Annotated in this window: 26 protein-coding genes and 1 tRNA gene; 12 read left to right on the forward strand and 15 right to left on the reverse strand. The window is 68.1% G+C overall.

Annotated elements, in window-relative coordinates; genetic code table 11:
• Positions 1-21 precede the first annotated feature (21 nt).
• Together ACLJK8_RS09585 and mutS are read right to left on the reverse strand one after the other, a co-directional pair.
• Positions 22-639, reverse strand: coding sequence for a DedA family protein (locus ACLJK8_RS09585; protein ID WP_413149983.1), 618 nt, complete (start codon positions 637-639; stop codon positions 22-24).
• Positions 636-3,269: a DNA mismatch repair protein MutS gene (mutS, locus tag ACLJK8_RS09590; RefSeq protein ID WP_413150043.1), complete on the reverse strand. Its 2,634-nt coding sequence runs from the start codon at positions 3,267-3,269 to the stop codon at positions 636-638. The genes ACLJK8_RS09585 and mutS overlap by 4 nt, the downstream gene beginning before the upstream one ends.
• Before the next feature lie 398 nt (positions 3,270-3,667).
• On the opposite strand from mutS, the gene ACLJK8_RS09595 reads away from it, so the two are divergent.
• The 3 genes from ACLJK8_RS09595 (at position 3,668) to ACLJK8_RS09605 (ending at position 4,714) form a co-directional block, all read left to right on the forward strand.
• A complete protein-coding gene (locus tag ACLJK8_RS09595) occupies positions 3,668-3,985 on the forward strand; it encodes a hypothetical protein (protein WP_413149984.1) in 318 nt (105 codons plus the stop codon).
• Between the two features lies 1 nt (position 3,986).
• Positions 3,987-4,202 (forward strand): hypothetical protein, encoded by a 216-nt coding sequence (locus ACLJK8_RS09600; protein ID WP_413149985.1) that lies wholly within the window; start codon positions 3,987-3,989, stop codon positions 4,200-4,202.
• An 86-nt stretch (positions 4,203-4,288) separates the two neighbouring features.
• On the forward strand, positions 4,289-4,714 hold the full coding sequence (locus tag ACLJK8_RS09605; protein WP_413149986.1) for a VOC family protein: 426 nt from the start codon (positions 4,289-4,291) through the stop codon (positions 4,712-4,714).
• 48 nt (positions 4,715-4,762) lie between these two features.
• Here ACLJK8_RS09605 and dnaJ read toward each other — a convergent pair whose 3' ends face one another.
• Both dnaJ and dnaK read right to left on the reverse strand, forming a co-directional pair.
• Positions 4,763-5,905: a molecular chaperone DnaJ gene (gene dnaJ, locus ACLJK8_RS09610; RefSeq protein ID WP_413149987.1), complete on the reverse strand. Its 1,143-nt coding sequence runs from the start codon at positions 5,903-5,905 to the stop codon at positions 4,763-4,765.
• Between the two features lie 74 nt (positions 5,906-5,979).
• Positions 5,980-7,896, reverse strand: coding sequence for a molecular chaperone DnaK (gene dnaK, locus ACLJK8_RS09615; protein ID WP_413149988.1), 1,917 nt, complete (start codon positions 7,894-7,896; stop codon positions 5,980-5,982).
• 254 nt (positions 7,897-8,150) lie between these two features.
• Here dnaK and ACLJK8_RS09620 point away from each other — a divergent pair, with 254 nt between their 5' ends.
• Both ACLJK8_RS09620 and ACLJK8_RS09625 read left to right on the forward strand, forming a co-directional pair.
• A complete protein-coding gene (locus tag ACLJK8_RS09620) occupies positions 8,151-9,401 on the forward strand; it encodes a DUF2254 domain-containing protein (RefSeq protein WP_413149989.1) in 1,251 nt (416 codons plus the stop codon).
• Complete coding sequence (locus ACLJK8_RS09625) at positions 9,398-10,012, forward strand: alpha-ketoglutarate-dependent dioxygenase AlkB family protein (protein WP_413149990.1); 615 nt, start codon at positions 9,398-9,400, stop codon at positions 10,010-10,012. The genes ACLJK8_RS09620 and ACLJK8_RS09625 overlap by 4 nt, the downstream gene beginning before the upstream one ends.
• Before the next feature lie 29 nt (positions 10,013-10,041).
• Here the strand turns inward: ACLJK8_RS09625 and ACLJK8_RS09630 are convergent, their stop codons facing one another.
• Positions 10,042-10,677, reverse strand: a complete 636-nt coding sequence (locus ACLJK8_RS09630) for an SH3 domain-containing protein (RefSeq protein WP_413149991.1) — start codon at positions 10,675-10,677, stop codon at positions 10,042-10,044.
• Positions 10,678-10,717: 40 nt separating this feature from the next.
• Positions 10,718-11,101, reverse strand: coding sequence for an acyl-CoA thioester hydrolase YciA (gene yciA, locus ACLJK8_RS09635; protein ID WP_413149992.1), 384 nt, complete (start codon positions 11,099-11,101; stop codon positions 10,718-10,720).
• A 149-nt stretch (positions 11,102-11,250) separates the two neighbouring features.
• Between yciA and cysQ the strand changes: the two genes are divergently transcribed.
• The 3 genes from cysQ to galU all read left to right on the forward strand — a co-directional run bounded on the left by cysQ (position 11,251) and on the right by galU (position 13,922).
• The gene (cysQ, locus tag ACLJK8_RS09640; RefSeq protein ID WP_413149993.1) at positions 11,251-12,051 is read left to right on the forward strand and encodes a 3'(2'),5'-bisphosphate nucleotidase CysQ; all 801 of its coding nucleotides are present in this window, start codon (positions 11,251-11,253) and stop codon (positions 12,049-12,051) included.
• Positions 12,052-12,068: 17 nt separating this feature from the next.
• The gene (locus ACLJK8_RS09645; RefSeq protein ID WP_413149995.1) at positions 12,069-12,869 is read left to right on the forward strand and encodes a 3-deoxy-manno-octulosonate cytidylyltransferase; all 801 of its coding nucleotides are present in this window, start codon (positions 12,069-12,071) and stop codon (positions 12,867-12,869) included.
• Positions 12,870-13,010: 141 nt separating this feature from the next.
• Complete coding sequence (gene galU, locus ACLJK8_RS09650) at positions 13,011-13,922, forward strand: UTP--glucose-1-phosphate uridylyltransferase GalU (RefSeq protein ID WP_413149996.1); 912 nt, start codon at positions 13,011-13,013, stop codon at positions 13,920-13,922.
• A 581-nt stretch (positions 13,923-14,503) separates the two neighbouring features.
• Here galU and ACLJK8_RS09655 read toward each other — a convergent pair.
• From ACLJK8_RS09655 to ACLJK8_RS09695, 9 genes are all read right to left on the reverse strand, one after another.
• The gene (locus tag ACLJK8_RS09655; protein ID WP_413149997.1) at positions 14,504-14,968 is read right to left on the reverse strand and encodes a PTS sugar transporter subunit IIA; all 465 of its coding nucleotides are present in this window, start codon (positions 14,966-14,968) and stop codon (positions 14,504-14,506) included.
• 30 nt (positions 14,969-14,998) lie between these two features.
• The gene (gene hpf, locus ACLJK8_RS09660) at positions 14,999-15,580 is read right to left on the reverse strand and encodes a ribosome hibernation-promoting factor, HPF/YfiA family (protein ID WP_413149998.1); all 582 of its coding nucleotides are present in this window, start codon (positions 15,578-15,580) and stop codon (positions 14,999-15,001) included.
• Positions 15,581-15,710: 130 nt separating this feature from the next.
• The gene (gene rpoN / locus ACLJK8_RS09665; protein ID WP_413149999.1) at positions 15,711-17,030 is read right to left on the reverse strand and encodes an RNA polymerase factor sigma-54; all 1,320 of its coding nucleotides are present in this window, start codon (positions 17,028-17,030) and stop codon (positions 15,711-15,713) included.
• Positions 17,031-17,128: 98 nt separating this feature from the next.
• Complete coding sequence (gene lptB / locus ACLJK8_RS09670; RefSeq protein WP_413150000.1) at positions 17,129-17,905, reverse strand: LPS export ABC transporter ATP-binding protein; 777 nt, start codon at positions 17,903-17,905, stop codon at positions 17,129-17,131.
• On the reverse strand, positions 17,902-18,450 hold the full coding sequence (locus ACLJK8_RS09675) for an LptA/OstA family protein (RefSeq protein ID WP_413150002.1): 549 nt from the start codon (positions 18,448-18,450) through the stop codon (positions 17,902-17,904). The genes lptB and ACLJK8_RS09675 overlap by 4 nt, the downstream gene beginning before the upstream one ends.
• Positions 18,451-18,460: 10 nt before the next feature.
• Complete coding sequence (locus ACLJK8_RS09680) at positions 18,461-19,129, reverse strand: hypothetical protein (RefSeq protein WP_413150004.1); 669 nt, start codon at positions 19,127-19,129, stop codon at positions 18,461-18,463.
• Positions 19,130-19,140: 11 nt separating this feature from the next.
• Positions 19,141-20,133: a KpsF/GutQ family sugar-phosphate isomerase gene (locus ACLJK8_RS09685; RefSeq protein ID WP_413150005.1), complete on the reverse strand. Its 993-nt coding sequence runs from the start codon at positions 20,131-20,133 to the stop codon at positions 19,141-19,143.
• 26 nt (positions 20,134-20,159) lie between these two features.
• A complete protein-coding gene (locus ACLJK8_RS09690; RefSeq protein ID WP_413150007.1) occupies positions 20,160-20,774 on the reverse strand; it encodes a ribonuclease D in 615 nt (204 codons plus the stop codon).
• Positions 20,775-20,940: 166 nt separating this feature from the next.
• Positions 20,941-21,026, reverse strand: a tRNA-Leu gene (locus ACLJK8_RS09695).
• Between the two features lie 278 nt (positions 21,027-21,304).
• Here ACLJK8_RS09695 and ACLJK8_RS09700 point away from each other — a divergent pair.
• From ACLJK8_RS09700 to ACLJK8_RS09715, 4 genes are all read left to right on the forward strand, one after another.
• Positions 21,305-22,309, forward strand: coding sequence for a complex I NDUFA9 subunit family protein (locus ACLJK8_RS09700; protein ID WP_413150008.1), 1,005 nt, complete (start codon positions 21,305-21,307; stop codon positions 22,307-22,309).
• Between the two features lie 24 nt (positions 22,310-22,333).
• A complete protein-coding gene (locus ACLJK8_RS09705) occupies positions 22,334-23,155 on the forward strand; it encodes an undecaprenyl-diphosphate phosphatase (protein ID WP_413150009.1) in 822 nt (273 codons plus the stop codon).
• A 166-nt stretch (positions 23,156-23,321) separates the two neighbouring features.
• Entirely contained in the window at positions 23,322-24,758 is a 1,437-nt protein-coding gene (locus tag ACLJK8_RS09710) for an NAD(P)-dependent oxidoreductase (protein WP_413150010.1), read from the forward strand.
• Between the two features lie 42 nt (positions 24,759-24,800).
• Positions 24,801-25,232 carry a GFA family protein gene (locus ACLJK8_RS09715; RefSeq protein WP_413150011.1) on the forward strand — a complete coding sequence of 144 codons (432 nt, stop codon included), beginning with the start codon at positions 24,801-24,803 and terminating at the stop codon, positions 25,230-25,232.
• Positions 25,233-25,320 lie beyond the last annotated feature (88 nt).

Consider the following 25,320-nt stretch of genomic DNA (forward strand, 5'->3'; position numbering starts at 1 on the left):
CGTTTCCGTCCGCCTTCTCCCTCACCGCCGCCCGCGCCCGAATGCCCACCCGAATGCCCAGGCGAGCAGCAGGACGAGGATCAGCCCTGGCACCACGACCGCGGCGATGAGCCCGAGGTGGTGCCAGATCCAGGGCAGCGCGTCCGCCTCGCGGCCCAGCCGGTAGGCAAGCGTGGTCCAGACCCCGACCCAGAGCGCCGCGCCCACGACATTCGCGGCGAGGAAATGCGTCCAGGGCATCCGGCTCGTGCCGGCGACAAGGCCGTTCAACTGCCGCAGCAGTACGACGAAGCGCGCGACGACGACGATGATCGGCCCGCGCCGGCGCATGATGTCCTCGGCCCTGGCGACCGCGGCCTCGGTGATGCCGAACCGTCTCCCGTAGCGCAGGATTACCGGCCGTCCGAACTTGCGACCGATCAGATAGCCGATGTTGTCGCCGAGCACGGACCCGAGGAAGGCGGCGAGCGCGACGTGCACGATCGAGACCTTGCCGAGCGCGGCCCCGGCCGCCGCCGCGACGATCGCCGATTCCCCGGGCAGAGGCCCGCCGAGGGATTCGAGCGTGACGGTCACGAACAGCGCCGCGACGCCGTATTCGGCCAGCAGCTGCTCGAATCCCGCCAGGAACCCGCTCACCCGAGCAGGCCTTTCAACTCGTAGACCAGTGCCAGCGCGTCCCGCGGCGTGAGATTGTCCGGATGCACCGCCCGCAGCCGTTCCTCCGCGGGCGAGCCTTCGCGCACCTCTGGCGCGGGCTCCGGGGCGGGCGACCGCGCCGCGAGGCTGAAGAGCGGCAGGTCGTCGACCAGCGCCTTCGCCTTGCCGCCCGGCTCGCGCTCACCCTGTTCGAGCGCGTCGAGCACCACCCGCGCGCGGTTCACCACCGCCTTCGGGAGCCCGGCGAGACGGGCGACCTGCACGCCGTAGGACCGATCGGCGGCGCCCTCCCGGACCTCGTGCAGGAAAATGACCTCGCCCTCCCATTCCCGGACCGCGACCGTGGCGTTGCGGAGCCCGGCGAGCTTCTCCGCCAGCGCGGTCAGCTCGTGGTAATGCGTGGCGAAGAGCGCCCGGCAGCGATTTGTGTCATGCAGGTGTTCGAGCGTCGCCCAGGCGATCGAGAGCCCGTCATAGGTCGCCGTGCCGCGGCCGATCTCATCGAGGATGACGAGCGCGCGTTCGCCGGCCTGGTTCAGGATCGCCGCCGTCTCCACCATCTCGACCATGAAGGTCGACCGGCCGCGGGCAAGGTCATCGGCCGCGCCGACGCGGCTGAAGAGCTGGTCTACCACGCCGATCCGCGCCCGCGCCGCCGGCACATAGGCCCCGACCTGTGCCAACAGCGCGATCAGCGCGTTCTGGCGCAGGAAGGTGGATTTGCCCGCCATGTTCGGCCCGGTCAGGAGCCAGATCGGCCGCGCCCCGGGCCCATCCGCCGCGAGATCGCAATCATTGGCGACGAAGCTCGCTCCCTCGCGGGCCAGCGCCTGTTCGACCACCGGATGCCGGCCGCCCGTGATCTCGAAGCCCCGGCTCTCATCGACCTCCGGACGTGCCCAGTCGCGGTCGATCGCGAGATCGGCGAGCCCCGCCGCCAGGTCGATTTCGGCGAGCGCCCGGGCCACCTCGGCGACCGGGCCGGAGCGCTCCAGCACCGCGCGGCGGAGATCCGCGAAGATCCGCCGCTCCAGATCGAGCGCATGGCCGCCGGCGTTCAGGATCTTCGTCTCGATCTCCGCGAGCGCGAGCGTCGTGAACCGGACCGCATTCGCCGTGGTCTGCCGGTGCTTGAAGGTTTCGCTGAGCGGTTCCGCGAGCATCTTCTGGGCGTGCGTGGCCGGGGTCTCGACGAAATAGCCGAGGACGTTGTTGTGCTTCACCTTGAGCGCGTTGATGCCCGAGAGGCCGACATATTCGGTCTGGAGCCCGGCGATCACGCCGCGGCCCTCGTCCCTGAGCCGCCGCGTCTCGTCGAGTTCCGGCTCGAACCCCGCCGCGACACAGCCGCCGTCGCGGAGCAGGAGCGGCGGTTCGGCGACGAGCGCCGCGGCGAGAAGGTGCGCGAGCTCCTCATGCCCGCCGAGCGCGGCGACCGCCCTGCCCAGCGTCTCGGGCAGATCGGCCGCGGAGAGAGTGCCGATGAGCTTCCCGGCCTCGGCCAGCCCGTCGCGGATCGCGCCGAGATCCCGGGGACCGCCCCGGTCGAGCGCGAGCCGCGACAGCGCGCGTTCGATGTCGGGCACGCGCCGCAGCCGCTCGCGCGCCGCCCGCGCCGTCTCGGGCGCCTCCACGAAGAATGCGACGGCCGCCTGCCGCCCGCGGATGGTCGGCACATGCGCGGAAGGCGCGTTCAGGCGAAGCTCGAGCAGCCGCGCGCCGCCGCCCGTCACCGTCCGGTCGATGGCCGCGATCAGCGATCCGTCACGGCCGCCCGAGAGAGCGCGCGTCAGCTCCAGATTGCGGCGCGTCGCGGCGTCGATACGCATCAGGCCCCCGGCGGTCTCCCGCGCGGGCGGGCGCAGGAGCGGCAGCCGGCCCTTCTGTGTCAGTTCGAGATAGTCGATGATCCCGCCGAGCGCCGCGATCTCCACGCGCTCGAAAGCCGCGAAGCCTTCGAGCGACGCGACGCCGTAAAGCGCGCCGATCCGCGCCTCGGCGGCCGTGGAATCGAAACTCGCGCGCGCGAGCGGCGTCGTCACCGCGCCCGCCTCGGCGATGAGCCCGTCGAGATCAGGCTCCAGATGATCGGGCACCAGCACCTCGCGCGGTGCGATCCGGGCCAGCATCGGCCCGAGGGTCACGCGCGCGCAGGGTGCCACGGTCACATCGCCGGTCGAGACATCGACCCAGGCGATCGCCCCCTCGCCGCGGATCTCCGCGAAAGCGGCGAGGAAATTGTTGCGCCGCGAATCGAGCAGGCTGTCCTCGGTGAGCGTCCCCGGCGTCACGAGCCGCGTCACCTCGCGCCGGACCACCGATTTCGACCCGCGCTTCTTCGCCTCGGCGGGGTCCTCCATCTGCTCGCAGACCGCGACCCGGAAGCCTTTCCGGATCAGCGTGAGCAGGTAGCCCTCCGCCGAATGCGCCGGGACGCCGCACATCGGTATGTCGCGCCCGAGATGCTGACCGCGTTTGGTCAGTGCGATATCGAGCGCGGCGGCCGCGGCCTCGGCATCCTCGAAGAACATCTCGTAGAAATCGCCCATCCGGTAGAAGAGCAGCGCGTCGGGATGATCCGCCTTGATGGCGAGATACTGCGCCATCATCGGCGAGACGGGGCTCTCGGCGGTCACGAAGTTCCTCCGGACTTTGGAGAGATCCGTCTACCGGCTGGCGCGACGCTTGGAAAGGGGCCGACAGGGGTCGCGGGTCGTCCGATCCGCGCGGGCGGCGATCGGGCGGCGATCGGGCGGAGTGTCGTCCGGAAACCTCACCCGGTCACGCTTGTGCGCCGCGTCATCCCCGGCGCGATTCAGCCGCGGGGGCGCGTCGGATGCCCTCGCCCGCTGGATCATACTCGTCCTTCGCGTAAAAATCGGGCAGAACATGCAAGCTGAAGCCAGAAACACAGCCTCCCGGTAGAATCTTCGTTGACTCGGAGTAAACAACCGGCGAAGTCGGGAGGGGTCGGTTCGTGTCCGCTCGTACCAAGGGAGTATCGAGTATGATGAAGTCCTTCGCAGCCGCGCTCCTGATGGGCGCCGCTTCGCTGATGCCGGTCTCGGGCCTCGCAGCCACCGTCATCTCCGGTGAGACGCAGCTCTTCGAGGCGAAGATCCTGCGTCCGGGCGAGACCTGGACGACCTCCTATACCGTGAACGCGCCGGACAGGTTCGTCCTCGACCTCGCCTTCTCGGGGACGGGATTCAGCGGAGGCGAGGATCTGTCGCGCGTGCGGTTCGGAATCGACGTGGCGGATACCTCCTACGGCTTCTATTCGGGAACCTCGCCCATCTCCTTTCGCGGGCGGCGTGATCAATGACGTGAGCATTTCCGCCCCGTTCTCGATCATCTATTACCTCGACGCCGCGGCTCAGCACGCGACCGGTGTCACCTTCACCGGCAGCCTGTCGCCGGTCCAGGTGCCGGAGATCGGCGCGGAGGGTGCCTTGCCCGCCGTCTTCCTCGTCCTCGGGAGCATCGCCGTTATGACCGGTTCGATCCGTCGCCGGGACGCGCGGCGCCTGGCCGTCGCGTAGCAGTCGGAACCGGCGCCGAAAGACATCTCGACACGGGCGAGGGCCGCGATAGACTCCAGCCGTTCGGGCGTTCTGGAGGCTGGGAGATGGCGGCGATGAAGGTCAGGCAGGTCGCGCATGTCTGTATCCTGGCGCGTGACCTCGAGGCGACGAGGGCGTTCTATCGTGACGTTCTCGGCATGGAGACACGGTTCAACTTCACCCGCGACGGCCGGATCTTCGGCTTCTATCTCGACGCTGGCGGGCGGACGAACATCGAGGTGTTCGAAAACGGCGCCAGCGGCTTCGCCGAGAGCCAGAACATCAATCATCTCTGCCTGGAGGTCGAAAGCCTCGACGAGGCGGTCGCGCATATCCGCGCGGCTGGGGTCGCGGTGACCGACAAGCACAAGGGCTGCGACAATACCTGGCAGGCCTGGACCGCCGATCCGGACGGGGTGAGGATCGAGCTTTTCGAGTATACGCCGGAGAGCGCGCAGTTCACCGGCGGCGATCGCGAAGCGGACTGGTGACCCTCAGGTAGCGCCTCCGGGCAGTCGTCCGGGGCAGGGGAGACGGACTCAGCCCTTCATCCCGTCCCAGAATCCCTTCACGCGGGAGAAGAAGTCCTGCGTTTCCGGGCTGTTGTCGCGCCCTTCCTCATCGAACTGGCGCAGCAGTTCCTTCTGTCTGTGCGAGAGGTTCACCGGCGTCTCGACCGCGAGTTCGATGTAGAGATCGCCCGTGGTCGTCGCCCGCAGCGCCGGCATCCCCTTGCCGCGCAGGCGCAGCTGCTTGCCCGATTGCACGCCTACCGGAACCTTGACCCGCGTGCGGCCGCCGTCGATCGTCGGCGCGTCTATCTCGCCGCCGAGCGTGGCCGTCGTCATCGAGACCGGAATCCGGCAGTAGAGATCCTGGGCCTCCCGCTGGAAGATCGGATGCGCCTCGACCTCGACGAAGATGTAGAGATCGCCCGGCGGGCCGCCGCGCAACCCGGCCTCCCCCTCGCCCGCGAGGCGGATTCGCGTGCCGGTCTCGACGCCCGCGGGGATATTGACGTTGAGCGTGCGGGCCTTGCGGACCACGCCCGAGCCGCCGCAGGCGTGGCAGGGGTTCTTGATGATCTGCCCGCGGCCGGAGCAGGTCGGGCAGGTGCGCTCGACGGTGAAGAATCCCTGCTGCGCGCGGACCTTGCCATGGCCGGAGCAGGTGGGGCAGGTCAGCGGTTCGGCGCCGCCCTCGGCGCCGGTGCCCGAGCAGACCTCGCAGGCGGCGCTGCCGGGAACGTCGATCGTCGCCTTCTTGCCGTTGAACGCGTCCTCGAGCGACATCTTGAGATTGTAGCGCAGGTCGGAACCGCGGGCCCGCCGCGTCCGGCCCTGGGCCTGACCGCCCATGAAATCGCCGAACAGGTCCTCGAAGACGTCCGAGAAGGCCGATGCGAAATCGCCGCCGCCGCCCTGGAAGCCGCCGCGCGCGCCGGCGCCATGCCCGTTCTCGAACGCGGCGTGGCCGAAGCGATCATAGGCCGCCTTCTTCTGCGAGTCCTTCAGCACATCATAGGCTTCGTTGACTTCCTTGAAGCGCGCCTCCGCGTTCGGATCCTGCGCGTTCCGGTCCGGATGATGCTCCATGGCCTTCTTGCGATAGGCCTTCTTGATCTCCGCGTCCGATGCCTCGCGTCCGACGCCGAGCATTTCGTAGTAATCGCGTTTGGCCATCCGAGCCCCGTGTCTCTCTAAACGGCGGATGGCCCGCCTGCGGGCGGGCCATCCAACTCAGCGCTGCGTCGTCCTCAGGATTTCTTGTCGCCGCCGCCGAGATCCTCGAAATCGGCGTCGACGATATCGTCGTCCTGGTTCGGCGAGGCATCGTCGGACTGCGTCTTCGCGGCCTGAGCTTCCTGCTCCGCCTTGTAGATCGCCTCGCCGAGCTTCATCGCGGCTTCGGCCAGATCCTGGCTCCGGGCGCGGATCTTCTCGGCGCTGTTGCCTTCCATCGCTTCCTTCAGCGTCTTGATCGACAGCTGGATCGCCTCGACCGTGGTCGGGTCGACCTTGTCGCCGTGATCGGTGACGGCCTTCTCGGTGGAGTGGATGCGGCTTTCGGCCTCGTTCTTGGCCTCGACCAGCTCGCGCCGCTCCTTGTCCGCCTCGGCGTTCTCCTCGGCTTCGCGCACCATCTTGTCGATGTCCGCGTCGCTCAGCCCGCCCGAAGCCTGGATCGTGATCTTCTGCTCGCGGTTCGTGCCCTTGTCCTTGGCATTGACCGAGACGATGCCGTTGGCGTCGATGTCGAAGGTCACCTCGATCTGCGGCACGCCACGCGGCGCGGGCGGGATCTGTTCGAGATTGAACTGGCCGAGCAGCTTGTTGTCCGCGGCCATCTCGCGCTCGCCCTGGAAGACACGGATCGTCACCGCGTTCTGGTTGTCCTCGGCGGTCGAGAAGATCTGGCTCTTCTTCGTCGGGATCGTCGTGTTGCGGTCAATGAGGCGCGTGAAGACACCGCCGAGCGTCTCGATGCCGAGCGAGAGCGGCGTCACGTCGAGCAGGACCACGTCCTTCACGTCACCCTGCAGCACGCCGGCCTGGATCGCGGCGCCCATGGCGACGACCTCGTCGGGGTTGACGCCCTTGTGCGGCTCCTTGCCGAAGAACTTGGCCACTTCCTCGAAGACCTTCGGCATGCGGGTCATGCCGCCGACGAGCACGACCTCGTCGATGTCGGCCTTGGAGAGACCGGCGTCCTTGAGCGCGGCCTGGCAGGGCTTCATCGAACGGGCGATCAGGTCGGAGACGAGCGATTCGAGCTTGGCGCGCGTCAGCTTCAGCACGAGGTGCAGCGGCTGATGCGTCTTCGGGTCCATCGAGATGAACGGCTGGTTGATCTCGGTCTGGCTCGCGGAGGACAGTTCGATCTTCGCCTTCTCGGCGGCTTCCTTCAGCCGCTGCAGCGCCATCTTGTCCTTGGTCAGATCGACGCCATTCTCCTTCTTGAACTCGGCCGCGAGGTATTCGACGATGCGCATGTCGAAGTCTTCGCCGCCGAGGAAGGTGTCGCCGTTCGTCGATTTCACCTCGAAGAGGCCGTCGTCGATCTCGAGGATCGAGATGTCGAAGGTGCCGCCGCCGAGGTCATAGACCGCGATGGTCTTGGTGCCGGTCTTCTCCAGCCCATAGGCGAGCGCGGCCGCGGTCGGCTCGTTGATGATGCGCAGAACTTCGAGACCGGCGATCTTGCCGGCGTCCTTGGTCGCCTGACGCTGGGCGTCGTTGAAATAGGCGGGGACGGTGATGACGGCCTGCGTCACCTTCTCGCCGAGGTAGGATTCGGCGGTTTCCTTCATCTTCTGCAGGATGAAGGCGGAAATCTGGCTGGGGGAGTATTTCTCGCCCTTCACCTCGACCCAGGCGTCGCCATTCGCGCCCGGCACGATCTTGTAGGGCACCATCTCCTTGTCCTTGGCGGTCACCGGGTCGTCGTAGCGGCGGCCGATCAGGCGCTTGATGGCGAAGAGGGTGTTCTCGGAATTGGTGACGGCCTGCCGTTTGGCGGCCTGCCCCACCAGGCGTTCGTCGTCGGTGAAGGCGACGATCGACGGAGTCGTTCGGGCGCCCTCGGAGTTCTCGATGACCTTCGCCTGGCTGCCGTCCATGATGGCGACGCAGCTGTTGGTCGTGCCGAGGTCGATACCGATGACTTTGGACATGAAGTTTCCTTTCAAGCGGCGATTTTCCATGCCGGGTCCATGACAAGGCCCCCGGCCTCTGATCCCTGTCGCGGCAGCCCGAAGTTCTGGCCGTCGCGACTTTGGCAGCTATATAGGGAGCGGGCCAAAGCCCTGCAAGCAGCCCGTTGGGGATAAAAAGCGGCGTTCTCCGGGAGTTCCGGGCCGCTCCGCGACGGGTGAGAACTCCCCGGTACCGGATCTACGCGGGCGGGGCCGAAGGCTGGGAGCGAAGCATGAGTTTGTGGCGTCATGTCCTGCGGCGGGCCGCGCGCAAGATCTGGTTCCGGGCGGCCCTGTTCAGTCTCGGGGCCGTGCTGCTCGCGCTCGCCGCGCGGGTGCTGGCGCCGATCATGCCCGATGTCTTCTCCAGCAACATGGGGCAGGATTCGGTCGATCAGATCCTCGAGATCCTCGCCTCCTCGATGCTCGCCGTCACGACCTTCTCGCTGACCGCGATGGTGCAGGCCTATTCCTCGGCGACGACGCAGGGCACGCCGCGGGCGACGCAGCTCATGCTCGCCGACAACACGTCGCAGAACGCGCTCTCGACCTTTCTCGGCGGATTCCTGTTCTCGATCGTCGGCATCGTCGCGCTTTCGACCGGCTATTACGATCCCAAGGCGCGGACCATCCTCTTTCTCGGCACCGTCGCCGTGATCGCGATCATAGCCATCACGCTCCTGCGCTGGATCGCGCATGTCACGGGGTTCGGGCGGATGAACGACGTGATCGACCGGGTGGAGGAGGCGGCGACCGATGCGATGCGGGGCCAGGCGGCGGAGCCCCGGCTCGGCGGGATGCCGGCGCGGCCGCCGGAGCCGGACGCGGTCCCGGTGCGGCCGCGGGAGACGGGCTATGTGACGCTGATCGACAGCGCGAAACTGGCGCGGCTCGCCGAGGGCTACGACCTCTACCTCCACGTCGAGGCGCTGCCCGGGGCGATGGTGCATCCGGGGCGGCCACTGCTCTGGGTCGATGGCGCGGTGGACGCGGCGGCGCGCGACGGGCTGATCTCGGCCTTCACCATCGAGCCGCACCGGGACTTCGATCAGGACCCGCGGCTCGGTCTGATCGCGCTCTCGGAGATCGCCTCGCGGGCGCTGTCGCCGGCGGTGAACGACCCCGGAACCGCGATCGCGGTGCTGAATGCGACGCAGCGCGTGTTCCTCGCGCTGTTCGATCCCGACGAGACCGACCGCGCCGAGCCTTCGCCGCGGCTCTTCGTGCCGGAGCTGACGCTGGAGGAACTCGTCGAGGCGGCCTATCGGCCGATCGCGCGCGACGGCGCCGGCAATATCGAGGTGCAGATCCGCCTGCAGAAGACGCTGGCGGCGCTCGCCCCCTTCGCGCCGGACCCGAAGGTCTTCCTCGACATGGCCGACGAAAGCGCCGAGCGCGCGCGGGAGGCGATGGAACACGCCTCCGACCGCGAGGCCCTGACGCTCGCCCGTCGCGGGATCGGGCTGGAGGAGATGCCCGCGTGACCGGGACCAGCAGCGCGATCATTCTCAACGGCGTCGAGATCCACAAGGCTTGGCTCGACCGCGCGGGCCAGGAGGCGATGGCCGCCGACATCCGCCGCGTCGCCGAGGCGGCGCCGTTCTTCCAGCCCATGACGCCCTGGGGCAAGCCGATGTCGGTGAGGATGACCGCCGCCGGCAAATACGGCTGGATGACGGGCAAGGGCGGCTATCACTACGCGCCCCGGCATCCGTCGGGAAGCGAATGGCCGCCGATCCCGCGTTCGGTGCTCGATGTCTGGCGGGCCTTCGTGCCCGACGATCGGATGCCCGACTGCTGCCTCGTCAACTTCTACGGCGAGAAGGCGCGGATGGGGCTGCACCGCGACGCGGACGAGGCGGATTTCTCCTGGCCCGTGCTCTCGATCAGCCTTGGCGACCCGGGCGTCTTCCGCGTCGGCGGGGTGGAGCGGGGCGATCCAACCCGTTCGGTCCCGCTCGAAAGCGGCGATGTCGTGGTCATGGGGGGTGCCGCGCGCCTCTGCTATCACGGCGTGGACCGCATCCGCTTCATGGGCTCGACGCTGCTTCCGAAGGGTGGGCGGATCAACCTCACCTGCCGGGTCGTCGACTGACGCGGAATTTCCGGGACCGGGCAATCCTGCTAGCGCGCGGCGATCGAACAGCAACCCGTGCGCGTCGGCGCGTTGCCCTCGCTCAGCCGCGCGCCGAGACCGTAGACCCGTTCCGACATGCCGTCGCCGCATTCCTCGGGCGCGATCCCGAGCGTGACCGTCCCGTGCTGATCGCGTGCGACGACGACGCGGGAGGCGGCCCCCGCCGCGCCGGCCACCCCGTCGATCATGAACTCGCGCTTCGCCGCCTCGTCGACGCCGTCGCCGATCAGCCGCTCGCCCTCGTGGCTTAGGTCCCAGAACGGCTCCGTCCCGAAGCAGCGCAGCGTCGCGGGAAGCGCGTTGGCCGCCCAGAGATCATCCTCCCGCGCATCGAGGTAGTCGAGACTGACCCAGCCGGATCGTTCGATGAGATTGACCCGGCCCCAGGCTCCGGCCGCGTCGCGGGCCACCACCTCGATCCCCGCCGCGTCCCGCGCCAGCCAGCCGATCACCGGCGCATCGAGCGCCGGCGCGGCGCGGACGTTCAGCCGCGTCTGAACGCGGGCGACGTCGTAGAGGCCGGGCGGCAGGTCCTGCGCCCGGGCGCGCGGCGTGGCGGCGGGCAGGTTGGCGGCGATGAGCGCGACCGCGGCGAGAGTGATCGTGGTGAGAAGCCGGCGCATGCGTTTCCTCCGAGGCTGTTGTCCCGATCCGGTCCGGATTTCACTCGACCGGGGACAGGGGCCGCTTGCGGCCGGAGTCATCGATCGCGACATAGATGAACCGCGCGTCGGTGACCTTGGTGAGCGTTTCCATCGGATGGCGCCGGACCCAGGCCTCGATCTCGATGGTCATCGATGTCGTACCCTCCCGTGCCATCGTCGCGTAGAACGAGACGATGTCGCCGACCCGCACGGGGCCGAGGAAGGTCATGGCTTCGACCGCGACGGTCGCGACCCGCCCCCGCGCCCGCTCCCAGGCGAGCACGGCGCCGCCGAGATCCATCTGCGACATCAGCCAGCCGCCGAATATGTCGCCGTTGGCATTGGTGTCCGCGGGCATCGCGATCGTCTGGAGGGCGAGCGTACCCTTCGGTTTGTCCTGCATGGCCCCTCTCCCTCGGCTGCTATCCGATCATGCACCCGATCACGGCGTCGATTTCAAGCGGGTCGCGGTTTACAAGCCGCGGGGCCGGGGTCATATCCGATCACCGGGGCGCCCGAGGACCGCGCCCCGGTGTTGGAGACATAGAGTACATGGATTACGCGAAGATCACCGCGACATTGCGGTCGCTCGCGCTGGAAGCGGGCGCCGAGATCATGACCGTCTACGATGGCCCCGACTTCGAGGTGAAGTCGAAGTCCGACGATTCGCCCGTGACGGAGGCGGACGAGCGCGCCGACAGGCTGATCGCCGCCGGTCTCGCCAAGGCCTTCCCCGAGATCCCGGCCGTGACCGAGGAGCAGAGCGAGAGCCACAAGGTCGCCGCGGAGGTCTTCTTCCTCGTCGACCCGCTCGACGGGACCAAGGAATTCATCCAGCGCCGCGGCGATTTCACCGTCAATATCGCTCTGATCGAAAATGGCGTGCCGACGCGGGGCGTGGTCTACGCGCCGGCGAAGGGCCGGCTCTTCTATACCGACGCCAGGGGGCGCTCGGTCGAGGAGGCGGGGCCCTTTGTCGCCGAGGCGGTCGGCGACCTCGCGCCGCTCAAGGTCTCCGTGCCGGACCCGGACGGTCTGGTGGTCGTCGCGTCGAAGTCGCATCGCGATCAGGCGACGGATGACTACATCGCCCGTTATCCGGTCAGCGATTTCCGCTCCGCGGGCTCGTCGCTCAAGTTCTGCCTGGTGGCCGCGGGCGAGGCCGACCTCTATCCCCGGCTCGGCCGGACGATGGAATGGGACACCGCGGCCGGTCAGGCGGTGCTGATGGGCGCCGGCGGCGAAGTCGTCCGTTTCGACGATCTGAGGCCGCTGGTCTACGGCAAGCCGGAATTCGAGAATCCGTTCTTCATCGCCCATGTTCCGGGCGTGAAGCTCGCCGAGGGCAACTGACAGAGGGCAACTGACACATGCCGGTCCTGATCGTCATCCCGGCGCGCTATGCGTCGGTGCGCTACCCGGGCAAGCCGCTCGCCGAGCTGCGGGGCGCCTCGGGTGTGCCGCGCAGCCTGATCCAACGCAGCTGGGACGCCGCGCGTCAGGTCGAGGGCATCGACCGCGTCGTCGTGGCCACCGATGACACCCGCATCGCCGAGGCCGCCGAAGCCTTCGGCGCCGAGGTGGTCATGACGCCGTCGACCTGCCGCAACGGCACGGAGCGCTGCGCCGCCGTGATCGAGGAACTGGGTGACGATTACGACATCATCGTCAATCTCCAGGGCGACGCGCCGCTGACGCCGCCCTGGTTCGTCTCGGCGCTGGTCGATGCGATGCGCGACGATCCCGGGGCGCAGGTGGCGACGCCGGTGCTCCGCTGCGACGCGGAGGCGCTGGAGGGCTTTCTGGACGACCGGCGTCATGGCCGGGTCGGTGCCACGACCGCGGTCTTCGACGTCGCCGAGCGCGCGCTCTACTTCTCCAAGGAGGTGCTGCCCTATACCGGGCGGCCGATCGGCCCGGAGGAGGAGATCCCGGTCTTCCACCATGTCGGCGTCTACGCCTACCGGCCCTCGGCGCTCGCGGCCTATCTCGATTGGCCGATGGGCCGGCTCGAAACCTGGGAGGGGCTCGAACAGCTCCGCTTCATGGAGAACGGGCTGCCCGTGCGCTGTGTCGAGGTCGAGGCGCGGGGGCAGGCGTTCTGGGAGCTGAACAACCCGTCGGACATCCCCCGGATCGAGGCGATTCTGCGGAAGATGGGCGTCGACTGAGGCCCGCCCGGCGAAAGGCCGCCGTTAGCCTAATCGCGAAGGAATTGTCGCCACGGAAAAATCTGTGGTAGGACAGAGCAGGTTTTCACGCGGACCTTGGGGTCCGCAACTCCGGGTATCAGGTGTGGTATGGGGATCTCTATGAAGAACAAGGTCACCAAGGCGGTTCTGCCAGTGGCTGGCTTTGGAACGCGGTTTCTGCCGGCGACGAAGTCGGTGCCGAAGGAAATCCTTCCGCTCGTCGACCGCCCGTTGATCCAGTATACGATCGACGAGGCGCGCGCGGCCGGGATCAAGGAATTCATCTTCGTCACCTCCCGCGGCAAGAGCGCGCTCGAGGACTATTTCGACAGCGCCCCCGAGCTTGAAACCGCGCTGCATGAAGGCAAGAAGACCCACCTGCTCGACGTCCTGCGGCAGACCGACATGGACAGCGGCGCCGTCGCCTATGTCCGGCAGCAGGAGCGCCGCGGCCTCGGACACGCGGTCTGGTGCGCCCGGCGGCTGATCGGCGACGAGCCTTTCGCGGTGCTGCTGCCCGACGACGTGATCGATGCCGAGACTCCCTGCCTGCAGCAGATGGTCGAGGCCTATCAGGAGCTTGGCGGCAACATGGTCGCCGCGATGGAAGTTCCCGCGGCCAATGTCTCCTCCTACGGCATCCTCGATGTCGGCGGCGAGACCGGCTCCGCGATGAAGGTGCGCGGCATGGTCGAGAAGCCGAAGCCCGATGTGGCGCCGTCCAATCTCGCGGTCATCGGCCGCTACATCCTGTCGCCCGAGGTGCTGAACAACCTCAACAACATGAAGGAAGGCGCGGGCGGCGAGATCCAGCTCACCGACGCCATAGCCGCCGAGATCGCCAAGAACGACAACGTTCACGGCTTCCGCTTCAAGGGCCGCCGCTTCGACTGCGGCTCGCAGGCGGGCTATCTGCAGGCGACGGTCTCCTTCGGCCTCGCGCGGCAGGATCTGCGCGGCGAATTCCTCGAATTCCTGCGCTCTTTCCTGGAGCCCGAACTCCCGGCGAACAAGGTCGCGGCCGGCGGCTGATCACTCCGGGGAACGGCTCCGAACTGGTTCGGGGCCGTTCCCCGATGCGTGCGAGCGCGCGACCTGCTCTTGACGACAATCGACCGGCGGGGATCTTTCGTCCCGACGCGCGCGCCTCGCGGGCGGCGGTCAGCCCTGCGGGGCGAGGCTCCGCGAACGAACGGCGCGCCGGAGAGCGTTGCTCGCAGGCCTGAAGGTACCGTCCCCGACCGAGACCATCGTTCCGTTCTCAGCTTGAGATGATCGCACCGGGCCCACCGGGGCGCCTGTCGATGCGAAGTGCGAGGCGAGCGATCGTGCGAACCGGACCGGAATCCTGCCGGTTGCCGAGAGTTGGCCGGCCGTGAGCCGCCGACCCGCGCCCCTGAGTGTCCGCGGGTCGCTCGGCCCTCTGCGGACCCTGATTCCGCCGGATCGCTGGACCGGGCCGCTCGATGATTGGTTCAGGTGCGCGGTTCCGAGACACCGGAGTCCGCCCAAGGCCAGTTGATCCGTCTGATGGAACTGCCCCGAGCGATGGGAGGCGCGGCTTGCGCGCGGGCGCCGCCGCGGACGCCCCGGAGGGGTCGGTCCGCGGCGGCTCAGGCCGCCTTCTCGGTCTTTCCTTCCGTCAGGATCGCGTAGATCGCCGACGGATCGAAGGTCGAGCGGAGTTTCGCGCAGATCGCTTCGTTCTTCAGCGTCCGCGACACGCGTGCGAGGGCCTTCAGATGCTCCGCGCCCGCGTTCTCGGGCGCGAAGAGGGCGAAGACGAGGTCCACCGGCTGGCGGTCGATCGAATCGAAATCCACCGGCTTCTCCAGCCGCATGAACAGGCCCACCATGCGCTCGACGCCCGCGAAGCGCGCGTGCGGGATAGCGACGCCCCGGCCGACACCGGTTGGCCCGAGCGCCTCCCGGTCCATCAGTGACTTGTAGACCAGCGCCGACGGAAGCCCGTAGACCTGCTCCCCCATGTCGGCGAGGTCCTGCAGCAGACGCTTCTTGCTGGTCGCCTTCACCGGCGCCCGAACGGCGTCGGTGCTAATGATCTCAGAAAGCTCCACAACGGGGTCTCCCTAGACGATGACGTGTGGTTACTGGGTCCCGCGCGGGTCGATCCAGCCGATGTTTCCATCATCGCGAGTGTACACAACATTCACGCCGCCGTGGGCGTCGTTCCTGAAGACAAGTAAATGCGCGCCGGCGAGTTCCATCTGCATCACCGCCTCGCCGACCGAGAGATGGGGAACCTTGGTCTCCATCTCGGCCACGATCACCGGCTGCAGGCTCTCCGGCTCGTCATAGTCCGGGCCGTGGTCCGGTCCACCGTCGAGGATGTAGGTCGGCGCCTCCATCGCGGTGATCGGCTCCTCCCGCGAGCGGTGATGGTCGCGGAGCCGGCGCTTGTAGCGGCGAAGCTGCTTTTCCATCCGGTCGAGCGCGCCTTCGAAGGAGGCGTAGACTTCCCCCGCCCGGGCCTTGGCCTGGACGATCAGGCCCGTCGGCAGGTGTACGGAACTGTCAGAAACGAATTCGTGGCGGTCCTTCGAAAAGGTTACCACCGCGTCCACGGGACGATCGAAGTACTTGCCGACCGACTCCGACAGCCGGTCCTCGACATGGGTGCGAAGCGCGTCCCCGATGTCGATGTGCTTCCCGCTGACCTGAATGCGCATGATTAGCCCCTTATTTACGTCGGTCACTCCCGACGGATTCCGGACGGGTCCGCCACAACCGGGCGGAGCCTTAGGACGGGTACGCAGCCCTTGTCAACGCGCCGCGCGGAGGCCTTGAAAACCGGGGGTTTCACACCCGGGCCAGATTGGCTTTCCGGCGCCGGCGCTCGACAGACGACAGAATACCCATCCCCTCACGGTATTTCGCAACTGTCCGCCGTGCAATATCTATCCCCTCGGCGCGCAACAGGGTAACGATCCTGTCGTCCGACAGCGCGCGGGTGGCGGATTCGGCCTCGATGAGCTGTCTGATCCGCTCCCGCACGGCGGTGGAGGAGAAGCTGGCCTCCCCGTCCAGCGCCTCGAGCGCGGAGGAAAAGAAGAAGCGCATCGCCAGATTCCCGCGCGCGCAGGCCATGTACTTGTTCGCCGTCACCCGGCTGATCGTCGACTCATGAAGGCCGAGCCGCTCGGCGAGGGCCCGCTGGGTCAGGGGCCGCATCCGGCCGATGCCGAAGCTGAGGAACTCCTCCTGCAGCCGCACGATCTCGGTTGCGACCCGCAGGATCGTGCGGGCCCGCTGCTCGAGGCTGCGGACGAGCCAGTTCGCATTGGCGCCGCATTCCGAGATGAAGGCGCGGGCCGCGGCGTCGCCGCCTCCGAGTTCCGCGGCGTACTGGTTGTTGGTCAGCACCCGCGGCAACGTGTCCCCGTTCAGCTCGACCTGCCAGCCGCCGCCGGGCGCCTCGGTCACGAAGACATCGGGCACGGCGAGTTCCACGGCGGGCGGCGAGAACCGGAGCCCCGGCTTCGGATCGAGCGCGCGGATCTCGGCGAGCATCTCGGCGAGGTCCTCCTCGTCCACGTCGCAGATCGCCAGGAGCTCAGCGTGATGGCCGGTGGCGACGAGCTTGAGGTTCCGCAGAAGCTCCTGCATCGCCGGATCGAGCCGGTCGAGCTCGCGGAGCTGGAGCGCGAGGCATTCGGAGAGCGACCGCGCGCCGATGCCCGCGGGCTCGCAGGCCTGCACGAGCGCGAGGCCGCGCGCGATCTCCGACGGGCGCAGGCGGTGCCGGGCGATCAGTTCTTCCGGTCTCACCCTGAGATAGCCGTCCTCCTCCAGTTCCTCCGCGAGGATCAGCGCCGCCTCGATCACGGCCGAGGGCGCGCGCATGGCCCGGATCTGATCGCCGAGATGGTCGGCGAGCGTGTTCTCGGCCGCCATGCTCTCCAGAATCGCCGGGTCCACCCCGCCGCCCCCGGCGGCGATGCGCGGGCCGCCCCTCTCGGTCGGCGGCGCGATCTCGAGCAGCGGGTTGCGCTCGACCGCGGCGGCGACATAGGCGCCGAGTTCGAGGTTGGACATGCCGAGCAGCTTGATCGACTGCCTGAGTTGAGGCGTCAGCGCCAGCGTCTGCTTCTGCTGGACCTCGATCCGGGGTGTGAGCATGCTCTCAGGCCCCCCGCGGCTGGCGCGCGTCCCGGCGCGCGTGTCGGCGCGCGTGTCGGCAGGGGCCCTGGCGCGGGCTCCGCGGGTCTCCCGGTCCGCTAGATGCGGAAGCTCTCGCCCAGATAGACACGGCGCACATCCTCGTCCCGCACGACCTCGTCCGGCGTGCCGGACATCAGCACCGTGCCGTCATGGAGGATATAGGCCCGGTCGACGATTTCCAGCGTCTCGCGGACGTTGTGGTCGGTGATCAGCACGCCGATGCCGCGATCGGTCAGCTGGCAGACCAGCTGGCGTATATCGGCGACCGCGAGCGGATCGACGCCGGCGAAGGGTTCGTCTAGCAGGATGTACTTCGGCTGCGTGGCGAGACAGCGCGCGATCTCCACCCGCCGCCGCTCGCCGCCCGAGAGCGCGATGGCGCGGGCGCGGCGGAGATGCGTGATCGAGAATTCGCCCAGGAGTTCGTCCAGCATCTCGCGGCGCTTCTCCGGATCGTCGATCGCGATCTCCAGAATGGCGCGGATGTTGTCGGCGACCGTCATGCCGCGAAAGATCGAGGCTTCCTGCGGCAGATAGCCGATGCCGAGCCGCGCGCGCCGGAACATCGGCAGCAGCGTCACGTCCTGCCCGTCGACGCGCACAGTGCCGGCATCGGGCGGCACGAGCCCGGCGATCGCGTAGAAACAGGTGGTCTTGCCGGCGCCGTTCGGCCCGAGCAGCGCCGCGACCTCGCCCCGGCGCAGGCTGAGCGACACGTCTCGGAGCACCGGACGGCGCTTGTAGCTCTTGCCGAGGTTGATGACTTCGAGCCCGCCCGCCGCGTCGGCCCGGACGCCGGCGGGGGTGTTCTCGGTGAGGGCCGGACGTTTCACGGGCGGCTCTCCCCGGGGGAGGATCGGGTCGAGCCGGGCGTGAAGATGGTCCGGACGCGCCCGTCGAGCTGAGCCGTGCCGCGGTTGAGATCGATGTGAAGCGTCTGGCTCGAGAGCGCGTTCGGTCCCTGGGTCAGAAGCACGTCGCCCGACATGTCGACGATGCCCGAGGCGACCTGATAGACCGCGCGCGCGCCTTGCGCGGCCTCCTCCCCGTTGGTGAGCGTGACGTTGCCGTCCGCCTCCATCCGATCGACCGTACCCTGGGCGTCGCCGGAGCCCGAGACGTAGAAGACCTGGATACGGTCGGCGGCGAGCCTGAACTGGCCCTGCCCGACCCGCACGTCGCCGGTAAAGACCGCCGTGCCGCCCGCCTGATCGAGCTGAAGCGATTCCGAGGTGATCTCCACCGGCAGGGTCGCGTCGTGGCTCTCGCCGAAGGGAACGGTGGTTTCCTGCGCGGTGGCGGGAGCGGCCACGGCGAGAATGGTCGCGGCCAGGACAGTCGCGGTCAGGACGGGTCCGGTCAGGACGGGCAATCGCATCTCGGTCCCTTCACTTCGGACTGGCGGCGGTGGGAACGTATATCAGGCGGACACCGTTTCCGAAAGAAAACAGCCGCGCCTCGGCATTCCCCGACGAGGCGTCCTCCGGCGCATCCCCGGCGGAGCCCCCCGGCTCGATCCTCAGCGTTCCGGAGGTGATCTCGCCGAGCGGCCCGCTGGCGGTGACGGACTGGCCGGCTTCGAGCACGCCGCGCGCGAGATCGAGATCCATCGCCTCGGCGCGCATCGCATAGCCGTCGGAGGTGTCGATCAGCACCGGGCCGCCGAGCGCGATCCGCTGGCTTTCGAGATCGAAGGCGGCCACCGGCGCCGAGACGCGCATCGTGGTCCCGCGGTCGAAGTCGATCTCTCCCGCGACGCGCGTCATGTCGGCGCGGGTCGGCGGCGCGGCGTCCGGGACCACGCGCTCGGCGGTGAAGCGGAAGCGGTCGTTGCTCTCGCTCGTCCCGGTCAGGATCGGGCTCGTGACGCTCATCCCCTCGCCGAGCGCCTCCATGTCGCCTTCGGTGAAGCTGATTCCGCCGCCCTGCGGCCCGTCGTCGGCCGGGATCAGGAACAGCGTGGCAATCATCCCCAGTGCCACGAGCGGCAGGCCGACCTTCAGGACCGCCACGAGGCGGGTGCGGAAGTCCGGGGCGTGTTCGTGCGGAGGAACCATGCGCCCGGGGCTCAGGTCACGCCGGCGCGCAGGCAGTCGTGGACGTGCAGGATGCCCGCGGGCGGGGATGGCGCTTCGCTGGCGACCGGCGTCACGAAGAGGGTCGTGATCTTGCGCGCGTTCATGATGCCGAGCGCCTCCGAGGCGAGGGCGCCGGCGGGGATCGTCAGCGGGTGGCTGGTCATGACCTCGCTCGCCACGCGGTCGAGCAGGCCCGCCATGTTGCGGCGAAGGTCGCCGTCCGTGATCACGCCGACGAGGGCGCCGCCCGCGTCGAGCACGCCCGCGACGCCGAACCCCTTGTGGGTGATCTCGATGAGCGCGTCGGACATCGGCGTGTCGAGGCCGATCAGCGGCAGTTCCGCGCCCCTGTGCATGAGCTGCTCCACCGTCGCGAGCCGCGCGCCGAGCCGGCCGCCGGGGTGGAAGTCGCGAAAATCCTCGGGCGTGAAGGCGCGATGCTCCATCAGCGCCACCGCCATCGCATCGCCGAGCGCCAGCGTCATCGTGGTCGATGTCGTGGGAGCGAGCCCGACGGAACAGGCCTCCGCCTCCGGCGGCAGCAGGAGCCCGACCGTCGCCTGCCGCATCAGCGTCGATTCCGCCCGGCCGCAGATCGCCACGATCGGAATCTGGAACCGCTTGGCATAGGCGAGCATGTCGGCGAGTTCGGGGGTCTCGCCGGAATTCGACAGCAGCAGCACCACATCCGCCGCTGTGACCATGCCGAGATCGCCATGACTCGCTTCGGCCGGATGGACGAACATCGCGGGCGTCCCTGTCGAGGCCAGGGTGGCGGCGATCTTGCGCCCGATATGGCCGGACTTGCCCATTCCGGAGACGATGACCCGCCCCGGCGCGCGCAGGATGGTCCCGAGCGCCCGGGCGAAATCCGGACCCAGCGTCTCGCCGAGCGCGCCAAGCGCCGCCGCCTCGGTCGCGATGACGCGCCGGCCGGTGGCAATCAGCTTCTGATCGTCCGCGGGACGTGATGCGAGGTCCATGGTCTTCCCCGGAAGCGGTCTCCCGTTCAGCTGTGGGCGAAGATATCCTGCTCGGGCCAGCCGGCGATGTCGAGCGCCGCGCGGTGCGGCAGGAAATCGAAACAGGCCTGTGCGAGTTCCCGCCGCCCCTCCCGCGCGAGCCGCGCGTCGAGCGCCGCCTTGAGCCGCCCGAGGTGGAGCACGTCCGAGGCGGCGTAGTCCATCTGCGCCTGGGTCAGCACCTCCGCGCCCCAGTCGCTCGTCTGCTGCTGCTTCGAGATATCGACATCGAGCAATTCGCCGAGCAGATACTTGAGCCCGTGGCGGTCGGTATAGGTACGCACGAGCTTCGAGGCGATCTTGGTGCAGTAGACCGGCGCGGTCAGCACACCGAAGGTCAGGAGCAGCGCGGCGATGTCGAAACGCCCGAAGTGGAAGAGTTTCAGCTGGTCGGGATTGGCCAGCAGCCGGCAGAGGTTCGGCGCTTCGCTCTGACCCTTGGCGATCTGCACGAGATGCGCGTCGCCGTCGCCGGAGGAGAGCTGCACGAGGCAGAGCCGGTCGCGCTCCGGCACGAGCCCCATCGTCTCGCAATCGACCGCCACCTCGGGACCGAGATCGAGCCCATCGGGCAGATCGCCCTTGTAGAGAATAGTCGCCATGTTCTCGCATCCCCGGCCCAAGCGGCTATCCGTCTGGTCGAGCGCCGCGCTGTTGTCAATCTTCGCAGAAGGCGGATGGCAACCGGCGGCCTGCGGTGCCGCTCCCGAGACGCGGACCAACCGCGGGGCTCGGAACCCTCCGGTTTCACAACTGGCGCGGGAAGGATGGTGCCCGGGAGAAGACTCGAACTTCCACGACCGTTAAGTCACTGGTACCTGAAACCAGCGCGTCTACCATTCCGCCACCCGGGCAGGTGCCGATTGCGGGGCATGTATAGATGCCTCCGCGCGGTGTCAACGGGCAAGCGCGTGCGATGCGCTCCGAGGGTGACGGAGAGGCGTGGTCTGTGCGATGCTCGCGCGCAAGGACTCGGGTCGCGCCCCGCGCTGAACCCCCTGCGGGCCCCGCGCCCGGTGGAGACGGATGGCGAGGCGGGAAAGGCCCGGCGAGACGGCGCGGCGGCATTTGAACCTTGTCCCGCGAAAAATCTGCCTCTATTCCGGATGGTGCGCCGCAAGGAGAATCGAAGATGTCCCAGCCATTGCCCATTTCGGTGCCCATCGTGACGATCTTCGGCGGTTCCGGCTTCGTCGGCCGCTATATCGCCCAGCGGATGGCGCGCGCCGGATGGCGCGTGCGGGTCGCGGTGCGCCGGCCGGCCGAGGCGGGTTTCGTCCGTCCCTATGGCGTCGTGGGCCAGGTGGAGCCGATCCAGGCGAACATCCGCGACGAGGATTCGACCCGCGCCGCGATCGCCGGCGCGACCGCGGTCGTGAACTGCGTCGGCCTCCTGAACCAGAACGGCAAGCAGACGTTCGACGCGGTGATGGTGGAAGGCGCCGGCCGGATCGCGCGGATCGCGGCCGAGGAGGGCGCGCAGCGTTTCGTCCATCTCTCGGCGATCGGCGCCGATCCGGAGAGCGACAGCGCCTATGGCAAGGCGAAGGCCGAGGGCGAGGCGGCGGTTACCGCGGCCTTTCCCGGCGCGGTCATCCTGCGCCCCTCGGTGATCTTCGGCGACGGCGACGGGTTCTTCCGCAAGTTCGCAGGCATCGCGCGCATGGCGCCGGTCATGCTGGTTCCCGCGCCCAACACGAAATTCCAGCCGGTCTATGTCGACGACGTCGCGGCCGCCGTCGAGGCGGCGATCACCGGCCCGGGCGCCGAGGGCGTCTACGAACTGGGCGGTCCCAGGGTCGCGTCGCTGAGCCGGCTGGTCCACGACATGCTCCGGACCATCCGCCGCAAGCGCCTGCTCTTCGCGATGCCGGTCGCGATGGCCTCGCTGCAGGCATGGGGTGGCGACATGGTCCAGAAGCTGAGCGGCGGGCTCATCAACAACTCGCTGATGACGCGGGACCAGCTCAGGATGCTCGACAAGGACAATGTCGTCTCCGCCGGTGCCAGGGGCTTCGCTGACCTCGGGATCGAACCGACGCCGATGGAGGCGGTTCTGGACAGTTATCTCTACGTCTATCGTCCGCATGGTCAGTACGACGCGATCCAGGAATCCGCCGAGCGTCTCTGGAACTGATCTGGCGTCTCTGGAACTCAATTCATGGATCAAAATTCGCTGTTCGTCGCCGCGTTCCTCGGCGTGCTCGAGGGGCTGACCGAGTTCATTCCCGTTTCCTCGACCGGTCACATCCTGCTCGCGGGTCATTTCCTCGGCTTTCAATCGTCGGGGAAGGCGTTCGAGGTGCTGATCCAGCTCGGCGCGATTCTCGCGATCCTGTCGGTCTATGCCTCCCGCCTCCTGAAGATCGCGACGGATGCGCCCCGGGACCCGAAGACACGGCGGTTCATCCTCGCCGTGCTGATCGCCTTCCTCCCGGCGGTGGTCGTCGGTGTGCTTGCCCATGATTTCATCAAGACGGTGCTCTTCGAGACCCCCTGGCTGATCGCGGTGATGCTGGTGCTCGGCGGCATCATCCTCCTGATCGTGGACCGCTTCGCGCCGGAGCCGAAGTATCACGACGTGATGGATTTCCCGCTGCCGCTCGCGTTCAGGATCGGCCTTGTGCAGTGCCTCGCGATGATCCCGGGCGTCTCGCGCTCGGGTGCCACGATCGTCGGTTCCCTGCTGATGGGGGCGGACAAGCGCGCGGCGGCGGAGTTCTCGTTCTTTCTGTCCATGCCGACCATGGCGGGCGCTTTCGCGTATGATCTCTTCAAGAATCGCGACGTGCTGACCTGGGACGACGCCACCCTCATCCTGACCGGTTTCGTCACCGCCTTTATCGCCGCCGTCTTCGTGGTGCGCCACCTGCTCGATTTCGTGTCGCGCCGGGGCTACGCGGTCTTCGGATGGTGGCGAATCGTCGTCGGACTGGTCGCGCTGCTGGCGCTCTGGCTCACCTCCGAGACCGGGATGGCTTGATAGGTCGCTTGAGCTGACCTATCTGGTGCCTATTCCGTGGGCAGTTGACGAACGTGCGGTGCCAAACATAAAAACAGGTCAGCATAGCTGACTTTTCATGGCGGAGCGGATGAAATAGAAATGAGGTAGCGCCCCGACAGGGGCTTGCCGACCGTGGGAGAAGTGGATGGCCGAACAGCGAATGCTGAAATTCGTCAAGGTCGCTCGGGACATGCCGTCCAAGAGGCAGGCGGAGGAGCGCCGCGGCGACTTCCACGAGATCTACCGGGAATTCGCCGAGGCCAAGGCGGCCGAGCAGGCGAGCCGCTGTTCGCAATGCGGCGTGCCCTACTGCCAGTCGCATTGCCCGCTTCACAACAACATTCCCGACTGGCTGAAGCTGACCGCCGAGGGGCGCCTGCGCGAAGCCTATGAGCTCAGCCAGGCGACGAATACCTTCCCCGAGATCTGCGGCCGCATCTGTCCGCAGGACCGGCTCTGCGAAGGCAATTGCGTGATCGAGCAGTCGGGCCACGGCACGGTCACGATCGGCGCGATCGAGAAGTACATCACCGATACCGCCTGGGAGGAGGGCTGGGTGCTCCCGGTCACGCCGCTGGCCGAGCGCGAGGAGAGCGTCGGCGTGATCGGCGCGGGACCCGGCGGGCTGGCCGCGGCCGATGCGCTGCGAAAGGCCGGCTTCAGGGTCACCGTCTACGACCGCCACGACCGCTCCGGCGGCCTGCTCGTCTACGGCATCCCGGGCTTCAAGCTCGAGAAGGAGGTGGTCGTCCGCCGCAACAAGCAGCTCGCCGATGGCGGGGTCGAGTTCGTGCTGAACTGCGATGTGGGCAAGGACGTGTCCTTCGCAGATCTCCGCCAGAAGCATGATGCCATCCTGATCGCGACCGGCGTCTACAAGTCGCGCGACCTCGGCGGGCCGGGCAGCGGGCTCAAGGGCATCGTGCGGGCGATCGACTATCTGACCGCCTCGAACCGCAAGAGTTTCGGCGACGACGTGCCCGAATTCGCGAGCGGGGAGTTGAACGCCGAAGGTCGCCGCGTCGTGGTGATCGGCGGCGGCGACACGGCGATGGACTGCGTCCGCACCGCGATCCGCCAGGGCGCGACCTCGGTCAAATGCCTCTACCGCCGCGACCGGGCCAACATGCCGGGCTCGCAGCGCGAGGTCGCGAACGCCGAGGAGGAGGGCGTCGAATTCGCCTGGCTCACCGCGCCGAAGGGTTTCACGGGCGAGGAGGCCGTGGCGGGGGTCAGGGTCGGGCGGATGCGCCTCGGCGCCCCGGATGCGAGCGGGCGGCAGTCGCCCGAGGAGATCCCGGACGCCGATTACACCGAACCGGCCGAGCTCGTGATCAAGGCGCTCGGCTTCGAGCCGGAGGAACTGCCGAGGCTCTGGGATGTCGACGGGCTCGAAGTGACGCGTTGGGGCACGGTAAAGGCCGATTTCATGACCAAGCAGACCAGCCTCGAAGGCGTCTTCGCGGTCGGCGACATCGTGCGGGGCGCGAGCCTCGTCGTCTGGGCGATCCGCGATGGCCGCGAGGCCGCCGACAGCATCATCGCGCATCTGAACGCGCAAGCTTCCATCGCGGCGGAGTGAGCCGATGCGCGGTGCGTCGAAACAAGCGTGGGGACCACGGAGATGACGGGAACCATGAAGGGGCATTGCCTCTGCGGCGCCGTCAGCTTCGAGGCGACGGTCACGAAGGCGGAGTCCGGGGTCTGCCATTGCGAGATGTGCCGCCGCTGGACGGGCTCAGCGCTGGTGACCGTCTCGATCATGCCGGAGGACATCCGGTTCGAGGGCGCGGAGCATATCCGGGCCTTTACCTCCTCCGACTGGGCGGAACGGGCCTGGTGCGATCGCTGCGGCAGCACGCTCTACTACCGGCTCACGGTCGATGACTACGGCCCCCGGACCTATGCGATGGCTTTGGGCCTCTTCGACGATCCCGACGCCTTCCCGGTCACGGAGGAAATCTTCATCGACCGCAAGACCTCGGCCTACGCGCTCGCCGGAGACCACCGGCGGCTGACCGAGAAGGAAGTCATGGCGGCGTACGGCGGAAGCTGACGGCCCTGCCAGACGCGGGGGGACCGCTCCCGCCGTTCTTGAATATCTACCGAAGTCATGGGGGATGCGCCCCCAAGCCAGGAGAAGC

It is taken from the genome of Amaricoccus sp. W119 (genome assembly GCF_047275745.1).
In the GTDB taxonomy this organism is placed as follows: domain Bacteria; phylum Pseudomonadota; class Alphaproteobacteria; order Rhodobacterales; family Rhodobacteraceae; genus Amaricoccus.